Source organism: Flavobacterium sp. GQ95 (genome assembly GCF_059758655.1).
Map to the genome: position 1 here is coordinate 270,230 of NZ_JCAXEB010000003.1, position 19,443 is coordinate 289,672.

The 19,443-nt window shown below is 31.1% G+C and carries 19 protein-coding genes; all 19 read left to right on the plus strand.

What is annotated here, in order from left to right:
- Nucleotides 1–36: 36 nt before the first annotated feature.
- Genes AC6CH4_RS08460 through AC6CH4_RS08550 form a run of 19 tightly spaced genes read left to right on the plus strand, consistent with a single transcriptional unit; the run spans nt 37 to nt 19,443 of the window.
- A complete protein-coding gene (locus AC6CH4_RS08460; protein ID WP_498101977.1) occupies nt 37–2,487 on the plus strand; it encodes an SLBB domain-containing protein in 2,451 nt (816 codons plus the stop codon).
- 9 nt (nt 2,488–2,496) lie between these two features.
- Nucleotides 2,497–3,570: a Wzz/FepE/Etk N-terminal domain-containing protein gene (locus AC6CH4_RS08465; RefSeq protein WP_498101979.1), complete on the plus strand. Its 1,074-nt coding sequence runs from the start codon at nt 2,497–2,499 to the stop codon at nt 3,568–3,570.
- 32 nt (nt 3,571–3,602) lie between these two features.
- The gene (pseB, locus tag AC6CH4_RS08470) at nt 3,603–4,613 is read left to right on the plus strand and encodes a UDP-N-acetylglucosamine 4,6-dehydratase (inverting) (protein WP_498101981.1); all 1,011 of its coding nucleotides are present in this window, start codon (nt 3,603–3,605) and stop codon (nt 4,611–4,613) included.
- Entirely contained in the window at nt 4,614–5,813 is a 1,200-nt protein-coding gene (gene pseC, locus AC6CH4_RS08475; protein ID WP_498101983.1) for a UDP-4-amino-4,6-dideoxy-N-acetyl-beta-L-altrosamine transaminase, read from the plus strand.
- A complete protein-coding gene (gene pseG / locus AC6CH4_RS08480; RefSeq protein WP_498101985.1) occupies nt 5,794–6,831 on the plus strand; it encodes a UDP-2,4-diacetamido-2,4,6-trideoxy-beta-L-altropyranose hydrolase in 1,038 nt (345 codons plus the stop codon). Before pseC ends, pseG begins: the two co-directional genes overlap by 20 nt.
- On the plus strand, nt 6,825–7,292 hold the full coding sequence (locus AC6CH4_RS08485) for a GNAT family N-acetyltransferase (RefSeq protein ID WP_498101987.1): 468 nt from the start codon (nt 6,825–6,827) through the stop codon (nt 7,290–7,292). The genes pseG and AC6CH4_RS08485 overlap by 7 nt, the downstream gene beginning before the upstream one ends.
- Complete coding sequence (gene pseI, locus AC6CH4_RS08490) at nt 7,289–8,341, plus strand: pseudaminic acid synthase (RefSeq protein WP_498101989.1); 1,053 nt, start codon at nt 7,289–7,291, stop codon at nt 8,339–8,341. The genes AC6CH4_RS08485 and pseI overlap by 4 nt, the downstream gene beginning before the upstream one ends.
- Nucleotides 8,342–8,353: 12 nt before the next feature.
- Nucleotides 8,354–8,881 carry a hypothetical protein gene (locus AC6CH4_RS08495; protein ID WP_498101991.1) on the plus strand — a complete coding sequence of 176 codons (528 nt, stop codon included), beginning with the start codon at nt 8,354–8,356 and terminating at the stop codon, nt 8,879–8,881.
- A gap of 11 nt (nt 8,882–8,892) precedes the next feature.
- Nucleotides 8,893–9,747: a hypothetical protein gene (locus tag AC6CH4_RS08500; RefSeq protein ID WP_498101993.1), complete on the plus strand. Its 855-nt coding sequence runs from the start codon at nt 8,893–8,895 to the stop codon at nt 9,745–9,747.
- Between the two features lie 7 nt (nt 9,748–9,754).
- Nucleotides 9,755–10,468, plus strand: coding sequence for a pseudaminic acid cytidylyltransferase (gene pseF / locus AC6CH4_RS08505; RefSeq protein WP_498101995.1), 714 nt, complete (start codon nt 9,755–9,757; stop codon nt 10,466–10,468).
- Nucleotides 10,461–11,408: a Gfo/Idh/MocA family protein gene (locus AC6CH4_RS08510; protein WP_498101997.1), complete on the plus strand. Its 948-nt coding sequence runs from the start codon at nt 10,461–10,463 to the stop codon at nt 11,406–11,408. Before pseF ends, AC6CH4_RS08510 begins: the two co-directional genes overlap by 8 nt.
- Nucleotide 11,409: 1 nt before the next feature.
- The gene (locus AC6CH4_RS08515; protein ID WP_498101999.1) at nt 11,410–12,699 is read left to right on the plus strand and encodes a DegT/DnrJ/EryC1/StrS family aminotransferase; all 1,290 of its coding nucleotides are present in this window, start codon (nt 11,410–11,412) and stop codon (nt 12,697–12,699) included.
- Nucleotides 12,699–13,670: a CDP-glycerol glycerophosphotransferase family protein gene (locus AC6CH4_RS08520; RefSeq protein ID WP_498102001.1), complete on the plus strand. Its 972-nt coding sequence runs from the start codon at nt 12,699–12,701 to the stop codon at nt 13,668–13,670. The genes AC6CH4_RS08515 and AC6CH4_RS08520 overlap by 1 nt, the downstream gene beginning before the upstream one ends.
- Entirely contained in the window at nt 13,660–14,199 is a 540-nt protein-coding gene (locus AC6CH4_RS08525) for a GNAT family N-acetyltransferase (RefSeq protein WP_498102003.1), read from the plus strand. The genes AC6CH4_RS08520 and AC6CH4_RS08525 overlap by 11 nt, the downstream gene beginning before the upstream one ends.
- Nucleotides 14,196–15,326: an N-acetyl sugar amidotransferase gene (locus AC6CH4_RS08530; RefSeq protein ID WP_498102005.1), complete on the plus strand. Its 1,131-nt coding sequence runs from the start codon at nt 14,196–14,198 to the stop codon at nt 15,324–15,326. The genes AC6CH4_RS08525 and AC6CH4_RS08530 overlap by 4 nt, the downstream gene beginning before the upstream one ends.
- Complete coding sequence (gene hisH / locus AC6CH4_RS08535) at nt 15,323–15,949, plus strand: imidazole glycerol phosphate synthase subunit HisH (protein WP_498102007.1); 627 nt, start codon at nt 15,323–15,325, stop codon at nt 15,947–15,949. Before AC6CH4_RS08530 ends, hisH begins: the two co-directional genes overlap by 4 nt.
- Before the next feature lie 6 nt (nt 15,950–15,955).
- The gene (gene hisF, locus AC6CH4_RS08540) at nt 15,956–16,822 is read left to right on the plus strand and encodes an imidazole glycerol phosphate synthase subunit HisF (RefSeq protein ID WP_498102009.1); all 867 of its coding nucleotides are present in this window, start codon (nt 15,956–15,958) and stop codon (nt 16,820–16,822) included.
- Nucleotides 16,819–18,060, plus strand: coding sequence for an N-acetyl sugar amidotransferase (locus AC6CH4_RS08545; RefSeq protein ID WP_498102011.1), 1,242 nt, complete (start codon nt 16,819–16,821; stop codon nt 18,058–18,060). The genes hisF and AC6CH4_RS08545 overlap by 4 nt, the downstream gene beginning before the upstream one ends.
- Before the next feature lie 30 nt (nt 18,061–18,090).
- Entirely contained in the window at nt 18,091–19,443 is a 1,353-nt protein-coding gene (locus tag AC6CH4_RS08550) for a capsular polysaccharide export protein, LipB/KpsS family (RefSeq protein ID WP_498102013.1), read from the plus strand.

Here is a 19,443-nt window from a genome sequence, read left to right on the forward strand (position 1 = left end):
ATTATACCCAGATTTTAAGGTTTAATATGACTTAACATGAAAAAAATAACATACGTTCTTACACTGTTTTTTATATTACTTGCGTCTCTTAGCGTGAATGCTCAAGACATACTTAAATCGAAGGATTTAAGTACAGTAAAAGTAGATTATTTATCAGATGATGATTTAGCTAAGATTAGTTCTCAATTAAAAAGCAATAATGTGACTATTAGTGAAGCTGAATCAATGGCATTGTCAAAAGGGATGAGTCAGGTTGAATTTGATAAGCTTAAAATTAGACTTACCGAGTATGAAAAGAAAATCGCCAAGAATACGGATAAGGACAAAAATAAAGAGAAGGAAGATAATTTAAAGAAAACTGATAAAGATTCTGAGTTTGGCAGAAAACAGGAAAAAATTAAAAATGAAAAAGTAAAAGATTCATTAAATGCCTTGATTTTTGGTTCTGAACTATTTGATAATCCGACTTTAAATTTTGAACCGGATTTAAAGATGGCAACTCCAATAAATTACGTTCTAGGTCCAGGAGACAAATTAGAAATTAGTGTTTATGGTGTTCAGCAATTTGATGATACTGTTCCAGTTAATTTTGAAGGTAAAATTACAATCCAGAATGTTGGGCAAATTGCAGTTGCAGGAATGTCAATTGAAGCTGCTTCACAAAAAATAAGAGCTGCAATAGCAAGAGTTTATAGTACAGTTAGATCAGGGCAATCTCAGGTTAGCGTTAGTTTAAGTGAAATAAGAACAATTAAAATAACAATAGTGGGAGGTAAACAACCAGGGAATTATTCCATTTCATCTCTTGCGTCAGTATACAATGCATTACATTTAGCGGGTGGACCGGGTAAAAATGGTAGTTATAGAAATATTGAATTAATTCGAAATAGTAAAGTTTACAAAAATATTGACATTTATAAATTTTTGGTAAAAGGGGATCAGTCAGATAATGTTAGTTTAAGGGATAACGATGTTATTCGAATTCCCGCTTATAGTCAAAGAGTTGTAGTGGAAGGAGAAGTAAAACGTCCTGGTATTTTTGAAATGAAAAAAGGAGAAACATTTTCCGATTTATTAAATTTTGCTTCAGGATTTAATGAATTCGCATATACTGCATCAGTAAATGTATTACAAAAAACAGGTAAGGAATTCAAGATTCACGACATTAATGAAAGCGAGTATAATTCTTATATCCCGCAGTCGGGAGATGTTTTTAGAATAACTAAGATTTTAAATCGTTTTGAGAATCGAATTAAAATTGAAGGTGCAGTTTTTAGACCAGATTATTACTCTTATAATGAAGGAATGAGAATCTCAGATGTTATTACAAGAGCAGAAGGACTAAAAGAAGATGCTTATACTAAAAGGGCAAGGATCATTCGTTTAAAAACGGATTTGACTACAGAAATAGTAAATGTAGATTTAAGTGCTGCATTATCAGGGGATTTAAATGCTGATATTGAATTGAAAAGAGAAGATATAATAACAGTTTATTCTATTTTAGATTTCAGAGAAGAATATAAGGTTACTATTGATGGTGAAGTTAAAAATCCAGGTGAATATGAGTATTTTGAAAATTTAACCTTAAATGATTTAGTAGTTCAGGTTGGCGGATTAACAGGCTCAGCTTCTAAAAGAGTTGAAATTGCAAGAATGGTTAAATCTGATGTAATTGATGATGCCGATCCCAAGCGTGTTGAATTAATTGAACTTGAAATCACTGCTGATAACAATGAACAAATTAAAAACTTTGTCTTAAAACCTTTTGATGTTATTAATATTCGTCGAATGGCTGTTTATGAAAAACCGCAAATGGTAATAGTTAGTGGTGCTGTTAGTTACCCAGGAAAATATGTTTTGGCTAATAAAAAAGAAACGGTTTATAATGTTGTTATGAGAGCGGGGGGGTTAACTTCGATTGCTAATTTAGATGGTATGAAAATTAAAAGACCAATTAAGCAGGAACAAATTGAGCAATTAGAGAGTATTGATTTGAATTTATCAAAAAATGATACATTAAAAGAAAAATTAACCAAAAAATTAAAAGAAGAGTTAAAATATGCTACTATTCCGGTAAACTGGGAAAAAATTGTAAAAGATAAAAACCATTATTCAAACGTTACCTTATTTCCAGGTGATGAAATTGAAGTTGCTGTATATAATGAAGGAGTAAAAGTGACTGGAAATGTGTTGCTGACTTCTGAAATTCCATATAGAAGTGGAAAAGGATTTAGATATTATATAGATGCTGTAGGAGGTGTAGATAGTAAAGGATGGAAGAAAAAAGCTTACATTATTTATCCAAATGGTAAAGCCTCAGTAACTGGATCATTTTTATTTTTTAGATCATATCCAAAAGTGGAGCCAGATTCACAAATTGTGGTGCCAGAAAAACCTGAAACTAAGAAAATGTCAACAGGAGAATGGGTTAGTATTGGAAGTGTTCTTACGAGTTTGGCATTATTAATAGTGACAGCATTTAAATAAATAAATTTCATGGATAACAAACCACTTGAAAACGATGAAATTTCGTTAAAAGAATTGATACAAAAAGTAAAAGAATGGTATTCATATTTACTTTCAAAATGGAAAATTATTGTTTTAACTGGAGTAATAGGAGCTGGATTAGGTTTAACATATTCAATAATTAAAAAACCTATATATACTGCAACATTAACTTTCGCCTTAGAAGATGAAAAAGGCGGTGGTCTAGGTGGAGCTTTAGGATTAGCTAGTTCATTTGGTTTAGATTTAGGAGGGAGTGGAGGTGGAATTTTTACAGGTTCCAATTTAGCTGAACTTTTTAAATCAAGGTCAATGGTTGAAAAAACACTATTAACACCAGTTAAATCAAAAGGAAAAGTTATTTCGTTGGCTGAGATGTATATTCAAAATAATGAATGGCGTGAAAAGTGGAATGATAAACCTAGATTTGCTTCAATTAAATTTTTACCAAATAGTAATCGAAGATATTTTACCAGAGATCAAGATAGTATCTTAGGTGTATTATATAGTGATTTGTCTAAATCAGGCTTAGCGGTTAGTCAAAAAGATAAAAAGGTATCTATAATTACTATGGATGTGTCTTCTGATAATGAATTATTTGCTAAATTTTTTTGTGAAGCTTTGGCCAGACAAGTTGGAAAATTCTATGTAGAGACTAAAAGTAAAAAAGCAAGAGAGAATATGCTGATTTTAGAGCGACAAACAGATTCTATTCGCCATGAATTGAATGGAGCAATTACTGGAGTTGCTCTTGCTAATGATAATACATTCAATCTTAATCCTGCTCTTAACGTGCGTCGTGCTCCTTCTGCTCGTAGACAAGTAGATGTTCAGGCAAATACTGCGATACTGACTGAGTTAGTTAAGCAAGCTGAATTAGCAAAAGTTACTTTACGTAAAGAGACGCCACTTATTCAAGTTATAGATAGGCCAATTTTACCTTTGCCAAAGGAGCGTTTTGGAAAAGCGAAGGGATTAGTTATAGGAGGATTTTTAGCAGGATTCTTAGTGGTTTTAATATTGATTGTGAGACGGTTTTTGAAAAATGTAACTACGGTTAAGTAATTTTATAATAATTAATTATTTTAGAAAATAATATGAATCTTGAAAATAAAACAATTTTAATAACGGGTGGTACAGGATCTCTAGGAAAGGCTCTTACATCCCATATTTTTAAAAGCCATTCAGACATTAAAAAACTCATCATTTTGTCTAGAGATGAACAAAAACAGTTTCAAATGGCTCAGGAATTTCCTGAAAGGCGGTATCCTCAAATTCGTTTCTTGTTGGGAGATGTTAGAGATGAACAAAGATTAGTTCGGGCTTTTCAAGGTGTTGATATTGTTATTCATGCGGCGGCTATGAAACATGTACATTTAGCAGAATACAATCCAGATGAATGTATAAAGACAAATGTTGGAGGTGCGCAAAATGTTATACATGCTGCTTTACAAACCAGTGTTAGTAATGTAGTTGCGCTATCAACGGATAAGGCTTGTGCACCGATTAACTTATATGGTGCTACAAAATTGACTTCGGATAAGTTATTTGTGGCTGCAAATAATATCAAAGGAGCAAATCCAATTAAATTTTCAGTTGTTCGATACGGCAACGTAATGGGATCAAATGGCTCAGTAATTCCCTTTTTTATGAAAAAGAAGTTAGAAGGTAAATTGCCAATAACTGATTCTTCAATGACTCGTTTTAATATATCTTTACAGGGAGGAGTAGATATGGTAATGCATGCGATTGAGAATGCATGGGGAGGAGAAATCTTTATTCCAAAAATACCATCTTATAATATTACAGATGTCGCGGAAGCAATTGCTCCTGAATGTAAATTGGATATTATTGGGATAAGACCTGGAGAAAAAATCCATGAAGAAATGATAACATCTTCGGATTCCTATAATACATACGATTTAGGGAGATATTATACAATATTGCCTTCTGTCCCAAATTTTAATTTGGATGATTTTAAAATGACTTTTAACGCTACAAAAGTTGAGAAAGGATTTACTTATAATTCAGGTACAAATACAGAATGGGAAACCGTTGCTAGTTTAAGAGAACTAATTAAAGAACATGTAGATTCTAATTTTGAATAAATGATTGATAAATCTATACCTTATGGGCGTCAGAATATTACACAGGAAGATATTAATGTTGTAATAGCGGCACTACAATCGGATTATTTGACACAAGGTCCTAAAATCATTGAATTTGAAAAAGCTTTCGCAAATTATGTAGGAAGTACTTATGCTGTTGCTGTTGCAAATGGTACAGCGGCATTGCATTTATGTACACTTGCGTTAGATGTAAAAGAAGGAGACAAAGTGATTACAACTCCGATTACTTTTGCGGCCTCAGCTAATTGTGTTCGTTATTGTGGCGGTGAAGTTATTTTTTCAGATATTGAGGCAGAAACTTACCTTTTGGATATTCAAAAAGTTGAGAAGTTATTAAAAAGTTCACCAAAAGGAACTTATAAAGGAATTATTCCTGTCGACTTTGCCGGGAGAGCTGTTGATTTGGAAGCATATAGAAAATTAGCTGACGAATATAACTTGTGGATTATTGAAGATGCTTGTCATGCTCCAGGAGGGCATTTTAAGAGCTCTAAAGATGAATATCAAAATTGTGGTAATGGTAAATTCGCTGATTTAGCTATTTTTTCTTTCCATCCGGTTAAGCATATCGCTTGTGGTGAAGGAGGTATGATAACTACAAATGATGAGGGTTTATACAAAAAGCTTTTAGAATTACGCACCCATGGAATTACTAAAAATGACGCAGATTTTATTAATTCTGCAAAATTTGCAAATGGATTAGATACTGAAATAAGTACTTACCCAGCCTGGTATATGGAAATGCAAACGTTAGGATTTAATTATAGATTGACTGATTTTCAGGCAGCTTTAGGTTCCAGCCAATTAGAACGTGCTGATGAGGGATTACTAAAAAGAAAAGAAATAGCAGCGATCTATAATAAAGCATTTTCTAATAAATCTTTTGTTAAAGGGCAATCAGGTATAGTTGAGGGTCATGCCTATCATCTTTATATTATTGAAGTGGAAGATCGTTTGGAATTATATAATTACCTAAGAGGGAATAATATATTTGCACAAATCCATTATATTCCATGTCATTTAATGCCTTATTATAAGCAGTTTGGATGGAAAGAAGGAGATATGCCAAACGCAGAAGGATACTATAAGGGATGCATTAGTTTACCAATGTTTCCAACTTTAACAGTTGAGGAACAAAATTTTGTAATACAAAAAATTAATGAGTTCTACAAAAAATAGGGTATTATTTAGAGCAGATGGGAATAGTAAGATAGGTTTGGGCCACGTTATGAGGTGTATTGCATTAGCTCAAATGTTAAAAAATGAATTTGAGTGTTTTTTTGTAATTTCTCGTCCGGCTAAAGAGATTATTCTGATTTTGCAAAAGTTTGGAAAGATTATTTCTTTATCAGAACCAAGTAAATCAAATGAATTAGTAGAATTTGGAAAATCATTAAATAAAAATGATATAGTTGTTATTGATGGCTATACATTTGATGAAGAATATATAAGTACAATAAAAAAACAAATAAAAAAAATTGTACAAATAGATGATTTTGCAAATGGTTATTTTAGTTCGGACTTAGTTATAAATCATGCCAATAGTAATTTAATTTATAGATATAATGTAAGTCCTAATACAAAGGTGGTATGCGGTTTTGAATATTTAATTCTTAGAGAACAATTTTTAAAAACAGCAACAAAAGGAAGTAGGGAAATTTCAAAAATTGATACTGTCTTTATTTGCATGGGAGGAGCTGATCCGACTAATATAACGCTTAAAGTTATACAGAGTTGTATTCAAACAGATTTTATTAAAAAGGTAATTGTGGTTACAGGTGCAGCTTACATGCAGGATGATCAGTTAAAGACATTTATTTCAAACAATCCACAAATAAATATTGTTCATCATACAAATATAAATGCTGAGCGTATGATAGAATTAATTAAAGCTGCAGAAATAAGTATATGTCCTGCAAGTTCTATTTCTTTGGAAGTTTGTTGTGTTAAGTCTGGTTTACTTACTGGAATTACGGTTGATAATCAAAAATTAATTCATGAACAATTAATAGAAGGGAATTATGCGGAAACTGTTGGAGACTTTAATTCAGTTAGTATAGATGATATTGTCTTGAAATTAAATAAAATCAACAATTTATCTTATATAAATAGTTTAATTAAAAATCAGTCAATATTTGCTGATGGAAAATCAGGTGAAAGAATTTTAAATGAGTTTAAAAAACTTGAAAAATGTTAAAGTTTAGAAAAGCAAATATTGACGATGTAGAATTATTTTTTAATTGGGCTAATGATAATTTAGTGCGGAATAATTCATATCAAAAAGAAAAGATTATTTATAAAGATCATGTGGAATGGTTTAATAATCAGGTTAAAAGCGATGATAATTGTTTTTATGTTTTTTTAAATGAATTTAATATACCAATTGGCCAAGTTAGAATTAGTAAAAGCGAAAATAATAAAGCAATAATTGGATTAATGGTAGATGCTGAATTTAGAGGTAAAGGATTTGCAAAGGAAATGATCGAAAAAGCATCGGAAGATTTCTTGTCTCACAATTACACTTTTACAATATTAGCCTATATTTTTAAAATAAATAAATCGTCTTTTAAAAGCTTTACAAATGCTGGTTATAAATTTTTAAAAGAAGAAATAATAAAAGAAATTCCGAGTTTTATTTTATATAAAAACAAACAATGAGAAGAGATATTAAAATTGGTGATATCACAATTGGTGATTATCACAAACCTTTCATAATTGCAGAAATGAGTGGTAATCATAATCAGTCATTAGAAAAAGCTCTTGAAATTATTGATGCAGCAGCTTCGACAGGAGCGCATGCAATTAAATTGCAAACATACACTGCTGATACATTAACCATAGATGTATCTCATGATGAATTTTCTATTAAAGATCCTAATTCATTATGGAAAGATAGAAATCTTTATGAATTATATCAAGAAGCTTATACCCCTTGGGATTGGCATAAGGCTTTATTTGATAGAGCAAAAGAAAAGGGAATGATGTGCTTTAGTACTCCATTTGATGATACTTCTGTTAATTTTTTAGAAGAATTGGGCGTTGAAGTTTACAAAATAGCTTCATTTGAAAACAATCATCTTCCTTTATTAAGGAAAGTTGCTAAAACTGGAAAACCTGTAATTATGTCAACAGGAATTTCGACTTTAGCGGATATTGAACTTGCTGTAAAAACATTAAGAGAGAATGGTTGTGAAGATCTGGTACTGTTAAAGTGTACTAGTACATATCCTGCTTCTCCAGATAATACAAATATCAAGACTATCCCACATATGGCCGATTTGTTTGACTGTCATGTTGGACTTTCTGATCATACGTTAGGAGTAGGAGTTGCAGTAAGCAGCGTTGCATTAGGGGCAAGAGTTATCGAAAAACATTTTACAATTGATAGATCCGAAGGAGGAGTAGATTCTGCATTTTCTTTGGAACCTGCTGAATTTAAAATGTTGGTAGAAGAATCGGAGAGAGCTTTCCTGTCTATTGGAAAAGTTACCTATGGGATAATGGAAGTAGAGAAAAAGAGTAAAATGTTTAAGCGTTCAATTTATATTGTTCAAGATATGAAAGAAGGAGATATTTTTACCGAAGAAAATATTAGAATAATAAGACCGGGATTAGGACTTGAACCTAAATATTTTGACACAATAATAGGAAAAAAAATAAATAGAGCTGTCAAAAGAGGTACTGCATTATCTTTTGATTTAATTTAGAAAGAATAAAAGATGGGATTGGGACTTGGACTACTTCGTATTTTTCGGATTGAATGGCAGATAAATAAACATATCAAGCTTTCTAGATTTATATATTATAAAATTCCAATTTTAGGTAAGTTTATGAGTTTAACAATGGATCGTTTCTTATTTATTTTATATGGAATTGAATTGATGTCATTTTCAATAAATATAGGTAAATTGTCAATTACACATCCTGGTGGTATTTTGTTAGGTGGAAATGGCGTTTTTTCAACTGGGAGAGTTGTGATTATGTCTGGAGTAAAATTTGGTGGCAGATCGCCGAATGATGAACTTTATTTAGAAAAGCATAAACAACAGCGTGTTTTTGAATTGGGTGACAATGTTGTTATTGGAACAAGCTCAACAATACTGGGACCAATTACGATTTGTGATAATGTTTTAATTGCTTCTATGTCATTAGTTAATAAATCTATTGAAGAACCTGGAGTATATGCTGGTATCCCAGTAAAAAAAATTACGGATCAAATAAGTTATGAGTGGATCTCTCATCTATAAAATTGTAAGCTATGCAAAAAATTAAATATCAAATAAACTACCTAAGATCGCATTTAATTGCGAAACGAAAGTTTTCAATGTTGTTTAATATCAACAGCAAAACATTTAGTAAACCAGAACCTTCAGTACTTGAAAGTAGTGTAGTTTTAAATAATATTGGTTTTGCAACAGGACCAACTTGTTCTCTTGAAAATTTGAAAGAAATTAATAATATTTATGAATCAAGAATTGCTGAGGTAATTCCAAAAGCTACTGGTGCCCCATTTAAGAATCTAATGCGTGATGAGGACTTTACAATAGATAATCCAATAATTAAATTAGCTTTTTCGAAGGAAATATTGGATCCTGCAATTGATTATTTTGGAGGGAAACTTTTATTTGAGAGTTTACAAGTTTTGTATAGTTATCCTACGGATGGAAATTTAAGAGAAAGTCAACATTGGCACAAGGATTTTGGAGATAGCAAATCGTTTCATGGTATTATGTATTTAAATGATGTTGAGGAACTTAATCAAGGGCCGTTTGTTTTTGTCAATAGGAAAGAATCAAAGAAAATGAAACGCTCCTTTCTAATTAGAAGAATTAAGGATGAAGATTTTATGAAGGAACTAGGGGATGGTAAAGTTGAAACCTTTTATGGAAAAGCAGGAGAATCAATTTTTGTTGATCCTGCCGTTTGCTATCATTATGGAAGTAGATGTAAGCAAGGTAGATTGGCGATATTTTTCACATTTAATACCTCTACTCCTTATGTAATTATTCCCGGTTTAATTCAAAATAATAGGGATAAGCTTTTTGAGATTGGTAAAACTTTAAGACCAGACTTACCTGTTGAGAAATTAAAAGTTCTATTAGATATAAAATAAGAATAAAATGAAAAATTGTCTTGCGATAATTACTGCACGTGGAGGAAGTAAAAGAATTCCACGAAAAAACATCAAGAATTTCTTAGGTAATCCTATCATCAAATATTCTATAGACGCAGCTTTACAAGCAGGTTGTTTTAGCGAAGTAATGGTTTCTACAGATGATGAAGAAATTGCTACGCTGGCACTTTCTTTAGGTGCGAAAGTACCCTTTATGAGATCTAATGAAAATTCTAATGATTTTGCGACAACTGCTGAGGTAATTACGGAGGTATTAGAGATGTACCAAAAAGCAGGTCAATATTTTGATTATGCTTGTTGTATTTACCCTACAGCTCCTTTTGTTACAGACTTTAAATTACAACAAGCTTATAAAATGCTAATTGAAAAAAATGCAGAAACAGTTGTTCCAATTGTAAGTTTTGGCTTTCCAATATTGAGGTCCCTAAAAATGGAGAATGGTTTGATTAAGATGAATTGGCCAGAACACATAAGTACGCGATCACAAGACTTGGCACCGGCATATCATGATTGCGGTCAGTTTTATTTTATACAGACTGATTTATTTCTGAAAAACAAAAAACTATTTTCCAACAATTCAATAGGATATGAAATGCCTGAATCAGAAGTGCAGGATATCGATACTGAAGAAGATTGGAAAGTTGCTGAAATAAAATATTCTTTTCTTTTAGAAAAAAATAAAGGAAAAGCAAATGTATAAAGTTTTGGTAATAGGTTGTGGTAATATTGGTGCCCAATACGATATTAACAATAACGAAATACAAACTCATGTTAAGGCTTGGTACTTAAACAACTTAACAACTGTTTCTATTTTTGATATTGATCAAATCCTTGCAACTAAAGTTGCTGATCATTATCAGTGTGAAATAGTAAACAATATTTCTATAGATACTCTCTCAAGATTTGATATTCTAAGTATTTGTACCCCAACTTTTACTCATTTTAAAATTTTGAGTGATGCTTTAGAGGCTGGTGTCAAGACAATAATTTGCGAAAAACCAATTTCGAATTCTATTGAAGAAATGATTCAATTAAAACAAATCTACAATAATAGCCATTCGAAGATACTTGTGAATTACATGAGAAGATTTCAACCTGATTTCTTAAGTCTTAAGTTGTTTATTCAAAGTGATTTATATGGGGATGAATTAACAAATATTTCTATTCGATATCAAAGAGGTTTTGTTAATAACTGCAGTCATGCGATGGATTTGTTAGAATTTCTTACAGATAAAGAAATAACTCTTGATCAAATTAAAATTCATAATAAAGTTTTTGACCAATTTGATAATGATGCTACATTGTCATTAATGGCGCTTTGGGATAATGTTAATTTTGATATATTAGGACTTAGTAATGTATTGTTTTCTCATTTTGAAATAGATTTATATTTCAAAAAACACAAAATTTTAATTAAAGATGCAGGTAATCGTATTGAGATTTATAAATCAGAAGGTAAATCTACATTTCTTTTACCTCTCATACTTCAAGAAGATCTTAGTAAAAAAGAGTGCTTAAAAAGTTATATGATAGCTGTAACCAATCATGCTATCGAATTGATAGAAAAACCAGAGTTAGAAGATAACTTTATTAACTCTATTAACTTAAATTTAAAAATGTTAAACTACAAAATTAATTAATATGTCAAAGTTAGCTATCAACGGCGGCAAAGCTATAAGAACAGAGTTGTTTCCAGCATATAATACTATTGGACAACAAGAAAAAGATGCGGTAATGAAAGTGTTAGATACTGGAAATCTTTCGCAGTTTTTAGGTGCATATCACAGCGATTTCTTAGGTGGTCCTACTGTAAAAGCTTTTGAGGCAGCTTGGGCAGAAGCTTTTAATGTAAAACATGCAGTGTCTGTTAATTCAAATACTTCGGGTTTATATACTGCAATGGGAGCAATTGGCATTCAGCCAGGTGATGAAGTTATCGTCTCCCCATATTCAATGTCTGCAAGTGCTATTGCACCTTTATTATATGGCGGAATACCTGTTTTTGCGGATATAGATCCAGTTACTTTTTGTATGTCTCCGGACAGTATTAAAGCTTGTATAACTCCGCGCACTAAGGCAATTTTAGTTGTTCATATTTTTGGTCATCCAGCAGAAATGGATTCAATTATGGCATTGGCCCAAAAGCATAACTTATATGTCATTGAAGATTGTGCGCAAGCACCAATGGGTAAGTATAAGGGGAAAAATTTAGGAACTATTGGTGATTTAGGTATTTTTAGTTTAAATTATCATAAACACATTCATACAGGTGAAGGTGGAGTAATTACATCTAATAATAGTGAGTTAGTAGATAGATGTCAGATGATAAGAAATCATGCCGAAAATGTTGTAGGACCAAAAGAAATTAAGGACTTGACAAATATGATTGGATTTAATTATCGTATGACAGAAATTGAGTGCGCTATTGGTATAGAACAGTTAAAAAAATTACCAAGTTTATTAGAAGAGAGGTTAAAGAATGTTGCGTATTTAAATGCAAATTTAAGAGGAATACAAGGATTGGAATTACAACCAGAAGTAAATGACGGTTCAGTTCATACTTATTATGTGCATCCAATAAAATATGATAAGGAGTTGATTGGAGTGGATAGAAACACTTTTGTAAATGCATTAAAAGCAGAATTACCATCAGCAATTTTAAGAGAAACAGCACCTTTAATTGGTGCAGGTTATGTAATGCCAATTTACTTGCAGCCAATTTATCAACAGAAAGCAGCTTGGGCATTTGAGCATCATTTAGCAGATAAAAATATAAGCTATCCAAAAGGATTATGCCCAATTACAGAACAAATGCACTTTGAAAGACTCTTTACTCACGAGTTTATGCGTCCGGGAATGACAATGGGTGACATGAATGATGTAGTGAATGCTTTTCAAAAAGTTTTGGAGAATATAAATGAATTGAGGTAGTGTTTAAAGATAAATTACAAGGAAGAATACTCGTAATATTTAGCGATCCTGGAGGAGCGAAGCCTTGTTTGTCTATTTGTGAAAGCATTGATGCATTAGATCTACTGATCATTTCAGATAGAGAATATGTATTTTATAATGATTTTAAATCTAAAGTTAAAGTAGTAAAACTTAGTAAAGAGATTATTAAATATATAGATGAATTTAAACCTGATATAGTATTTACGGGAACATCTTATACCTCAGATTTAGAAAAAAAAGCAATTGATCACTCAAAAAAGAAAGATATTTTTACTATTTCATTTGTTGATCATTGGACTTCAATATCAGATAGATTTTTGACTAAGGAAGGATTGAGTTTTCCTGATGAAATTTGGGTTTTAGATGAAAGGGCAAAACAAATTGCAATAGAAGAAAAAATTGCTAAAAGTAAGTTGTTTGTAGCAGGAAATCCATATCATGTCTGGTTAAAAAATTGGAAGCCAAAGATAAATAGAATGCAATTTTATCGCAATTTGCACCTTGACGAAAGTAAAAAAATGATTCTATTTGCTCCAGACCCTCTTTCTAATGTTAATGGAATTGAAAAATTTGGTTTTGATGAGTTTATTGCTTCAAGGAAAGTAAAAGAGTGTATTAGAGAAGCCGATAAAAAATTTAAAGACACATATCATTTTTTAATTAAAATGCACCCAAACCAATCTGTTGAAAAGCTTGTAGAAATATTTGAAGACAAGAACAACTTTACTATTTTACCATTAGAAGTCGATACGAATCAAAGCATTTATTTTGCAGATATTATTATGGGTTTTTTCTCTTCGTTATTAATAGAAGCAAGTATAATGAATAAGCCGATAATAAGATTTTTAGATAATCACCTTAATAATGATCCATTTAAGGGGTTAAATATAGGTGTAGAAGCTAATAGTGAAAATCTAGTAAGTAATATAATATATTTAGATGAATACTGATTTTTTTTTAGAAGGAGAAAATATCTATTTGCGATCACTTAATCCAAATGATGTAGATGGTAATTATTCTTTATGGTTAAATGACTCAGAAATTACAGCTTTTAATTCTCATGGAAGATTTCCTATGACAAAAGAAAAATTGTCAAGTTATATTGACCATTCAAGGTCATCAAAGAATGATCTAATACTAGCTGTTGTGGATAAAGCAAGTCTTAAACATATTGGGAATATTAGTCTTCAAAATATAAGCTGGCTAGATAGAAATGCAGAAATCGCATTTTTACTCGGCGATAAAACTTTTTGGGGCAAAGGCATTATGTACGAAGCAGGAATATTATTAATTAATCATGGCTTTAAAACTTTAAACCTTCACAGAATTTATTGTGGGACTTCAAGTGAAAATTCAGGAATGCAAAAACTGGCGTTGAAGTTAAAAATGAAGAAAGAAGGACTTAGAAAAGAAGCGATTTTTAAACAAGGACAATACTATGATATTGTTGAATACGGAATTTTAGCAACAGAGATATGAAATATTGTAAAAAATGTTTACAAGTAGATACTCGCCCAGGTACAAAATTTGATGACAAGGGTGTTTGTCCGGCTTGTAATTATTTTGAAAGCCTTAAAACAGTCGATTGGGATGAAAGGCGCAAAGAATTAGATGATATTGTAGCTTTTGGAAAAGCCAATGCTCAATCGGGTTACGATTGTATTATAGGTGTTAGTGGTGGTAAGGATAGTACACGACAAGCTTTTTTTGTAAAAGATGTACTAAAAATGAATCCACTTCTAGTTAGTCTAGGCTATCCTCCTGAGCAAGTTACACAACGTGGAGTTGACAATGTTTCGAATATGATTGCTCATGGATTTGATTGTATTTCGATTAATCCAAGTCCACAGGTATGGAAAAAATTGATGAGGAAAGGTTTTTTTGAATATACAAACTGGGCAAAATCAACTGAACTTGCTTTATTTAGTAGTGTTCCACGCCTTGCTATCGCTTATCAAATACCCCTAATTTGGTGGGGTGAAAATGCTGCATTACAACTTGGCGATTTAAATGTAATGGGGAAAAATGGCAGTGACGGAAATAATCTTCGTAAAATGAATACTTTAGGAGGAGGAGATATTACATGGCTGTTAAATAATGAAATTAAAAGGCAGGATATCTTACAATATAATTATCCATCAGAAAAAGAAATGGAGGATGCGAACTTACGTATCACATTTCTTGGGTATTTTTGGAAAGATTGGTCATTGTTAGATAATGGTAACTTTTCAGCATTAAGAGGATTAGATATTAGAAATGAGTCGCCAAAAGATATAGGTGATCCATTAGGAATAACTTCTCTGGATGAAGATTGGGTAGGTTTAAACCAAATGATCAAATATTTAAAATTTGGATTTGGACGTATCAGTGATTATGTGAATGAAGACATTCGTTTAGGACGAATGACACGCGACGAAGCAATTGCGTTAAATAAAAAATATGATGGAGCTTGTTCTCCGAAATACATCAAGAGTTTTTGTGATTACATAGATATTACTGAAAAACAATTTTGGGAAAAAGTTGATCAATCAGTGAATAAAGATTTATTTGAAAGGGATGGAGAAAATAGATGGGTTCCAAAATTTGAAGTAGGAGTTGGCTTATGAGTTTAAAACAAAACATAGTAATAGTTGATTATGGAGTTGGTAATACTAATTCCGTTTCAAATGCAATAAAGTATATTGGGTATAACAAGTTAATTATATCTGACAATGAATCTGTAATTAAAAACGCTGATGTCCTTATATTGCCAGGTGTTGGTGCGTTTGAAGAAGCAGCTAATAATTTAAGAGCGAGAAATCTTGATCTCATTTTAAATGAACAAGTTCTTGAAAAAAAGAAACCCATTTTAGGAATTTGCGTTGGGATGCAATTGATGGCTACATTGTCTGAAGAAAATGGCATCCACAAAGGATTAAACTGGATTGAAGGAAAAGTAAAAAAATTACAACTTCCTAAAGAATTTGCTGTTCCGCACGTTGGGTGGAATGATGTAACCGTAAATAGTATTAAACCACTATTTAATAGAAACATAGATAATTCTAATTTCTATTTTGATCATAGTTATTATTACGATTGTGATCCAGCTTATGTAAGTGCATATTGCGATTACCATATTAAAGTAACTGCTGCAATTCAAAGAGATAATATTTTTGGTGTACAGTTTCATCCTGAAAAAAGCCAGATAAATGGTTTGAAATTATTTAGAGATTTTTTTAACTCAATTTAAAATATAGTGCTAAAAAAAAGAATTGCTGCAAGTTTGATCGTAAAAGATGGAATTGTAGTTCAAAGTATCGGTTTTAAAAAGTTTTTGCCTGTAGGTAAACCTGCTATTGCTATTGAGTTTTTAAATCAATGGGGCATCGATGAGATTATATTATTAGATATTTCGGCAACAAAAAATAACTTGGAGCCTGATTACGAAATGATAAAAAATGCAGCTTTAAAATCTCACGTTCCGTTAACAGTTGGAGGCGGAATTAAAAATGTGGATCAAATGAAAGAACTCATGCATTGTGGAGCAGATAAGATCGCACTTAATTATGCCGCATTAACAAATAAAGATCTTATTTCTAAAGCTGCACATATATTTGGAGATCAATGTGTCGTCGTATCAATAGATGCTGTAAAAGAAAACGGAGAATATAAAGTATTTGATTATATAAATAATAAGATACTTGATATACCAGTTAATAAAATTGCTGCTGAATTTCAAAGTTTAGGGGCAGGAGAAATATTAATTAATTCTGTTGATCGTGATGGCTCTTATTTAGGATATGATGTTAATCTAATTAATTCAGTTTGTAATGTTGTTACTGTTCCGGTAATTTGTTGTGGAGGTGCTAAAAATGCAAAAGATTTTATTAAGGTTTTTGATGAGACAAATGTTTCTGCTGCCTCTGCTGCCAATTTTTTTCATTTTACAGAACATAGTGTAAATATTACAAAATCCATTGTCAAAAAAGATGTAGATATTAGATTAGAGACATTTGCAGACTATAATGACTCCAGTTATGATGAGAATATGCGTCTTAATAAAAAAACAGATGAGGTTTTAGAAAATATGTTATTTATTAGAATAGAAAAAGAAATTATATGAGATATTGTACGCGTTGTCTATATCCCGAGAATCATCCTTTAAATATTATATTTAATGAAGATGGTGTATGCAGCGGATGTGTTGTGCATGAGGAGAAAGATGAATTAGATTGGAATGAGCGTTTAAACAAGCTCAAAAGCATTCTTACTACTTATAAAAATACTTCAGAGAATAATTATGATTGTATAATACCAGTAAGCGGAGCTCGTGATTCATTTTTTATTGTACATACAGTTAAAAATGTTTTAGGAATGAATCCCCTTCTGGTTACATATAATAAACATTATAATACCGATACAGGAGTTAGAAACTTAGCAAAACTTCGTATGCAGTTTGATTGTGATATCATGACTCTGACAGTTAATCCAGAATCTGTTAAAAAAATAACTAGAGCAAGTATTCGAAAAATGGGAAGTATTTATTGGCATTGCTTAGCAGGACAAACTGTTTATCCTGTTCAGGTTGCCGTAAAATTTAAAATTCCTCTTATTATTTGGGGTGTTCATCAAGGTGTAGATCAAGTTGGGATGTTCTCTCATCTTGATGAAGTAGAAATGACTCGTAAATACAGGAAAGAACATGATTTGATGGGGATTGAGGCAGAGGATTTTATTGGCGAATTTGATGGCATTACGGAGCAAGATATTGTTCAATATAAATATCCTGATGACAAAGAAATTGAAAGGATAGGTGTTAGAGGGATTTATCTTAATAATTATATTCGTTGGGATACTAAAGCGCAGCATGAAGAAATGATTAAACGTTATAATTACGAAAGTAAAGAGCAAACAAGAACATTTGATTCCTATAATGATGTGGATTGTTACAACTATTCTGACGTTCATGATTACATCAAATTTTTAAAACATGGATATGGAAAAGTAACCGATCATGTTTCCAGAGAAATTAGGTTAAGAAGAATGACCAGAGAACAAGGCTTGGAAATGGTAAAGAAATATGCAACGAAGATTCCAGAAAATTTAAATAAATTTCTTGAATGGATCGGGATTTCATTAAATAGTTTTAATTATTTGATGGATCAGCACAGAAATAAAAAAATGTGGTCACGAAATGATAATTGGGAATGGGAATTAAACAGTAATTATTTACTTCCGGATAATAATGTTGTGGATACATTGGAACAGGTTGAAGAATTTTCAGATTTCATTATCACTCCTACATATCATTCCACAGATGTTAAAGATGAATATATATTAATAGGAAAAGGGTTTGTATAAGACTTTTAGAACACATTTTAATAAATAGAAATGAACAAGAAACCAATAGTATTATTTTTTTCACGTGATTATCAATCGCAGTTTTTCCCTGTTTTAACTTCTGATGTTTATGATTCAATACACGTGACGTTAAATAAAAAAGAGAAAAAAAATGTAGAAGATCGAGGTGGTACCGTAGTTGCTTGCTTCGAAGAAATGTATGAGGAGTTGAAAGAAGCAGATATTCAATTTCCATATTTAGATTATTCAATAGGTTCTGATAGATATATCGTTAATCATTCTATAGATGAAAGACTATCGATTATTAAAAAGTGTGTTACGTTTTGGACAGATATTTATGATACATATAAACCTAGTTTTATTGTTAATGAAGTTGTTGCTCTCGAGATTTCTGAAATAATGTATATTGAAGCTAGAAAACGAGGAATAAGATATTTAGCTTTTGGTGCTTTTCCAGTAAAGAAATCTTTTTATTGGCATGTGACTCCTTTTCATAGTTCAATGCCAGAAAAAATTGATTCCATAATTCCTAGCGAGCAAGATTATGTTGATGCTAGAGCTTATATTGATAAAGTTAATACTGGACCAATTGATAATCCTTTTATTATAGAATATAAACTAGGAAAAGATTTAGCACGATTAATTGAATTAGTCAAACATTTACTATATAGTATAAAGATTTATTTTGGAGTCCGTAATAAAGTAATTAAACAAATTAGTTACGGGAATGCAATAGGCTACTATGTTAATGAAATAAAACATTATTTTAATTACATCATTAGAGGCAATAGATACGATAAATTAGAAGATTTAAAAGATTCTGATGTATGTGTGTTTTATCCGTTACATTTTGAACCTGAAGCAACATTATTTTATATGTCTGCTTATTACGATAATCAATTTGCATTGATAGAAAATCTTTTAAAATGCTTACCAGAGAATCAATTGCTTTTAGTAAAAGAACATCCTGCACAAGCTGGATATTTGGCAGAAAAGAGATGGAAAAATCTAAAAAAACGATTTCCGAATTTAAGATGTGTTAAAGCTGAAGTATCTTCGAAGGAAGTTATTTTAAGATCAAAAACTGTAATTACTCTAGTAAGTACAGCTGGTTTTGAAGCAACGATTCTTGGTAAAGAAGTAATTGTATTAGGCAAAATATATTTTGATATATTTGATGGGGTTAATTATTGCTCAACATTTGAGGAGATTTATGATTTGTTACGAAATAAAGTTGCATACAAAAAGAGTGAAAAATTGGAAGAAAATCTTGCAAAATTAATAGCAATTCAAAATGTTGGAAATCCTTGGCCGCACGCAGAGCTTTATAGCGATAAAAATAAAGGAGATATTAGAAGAGCTATTGAAAAAGAAATAGTTTAA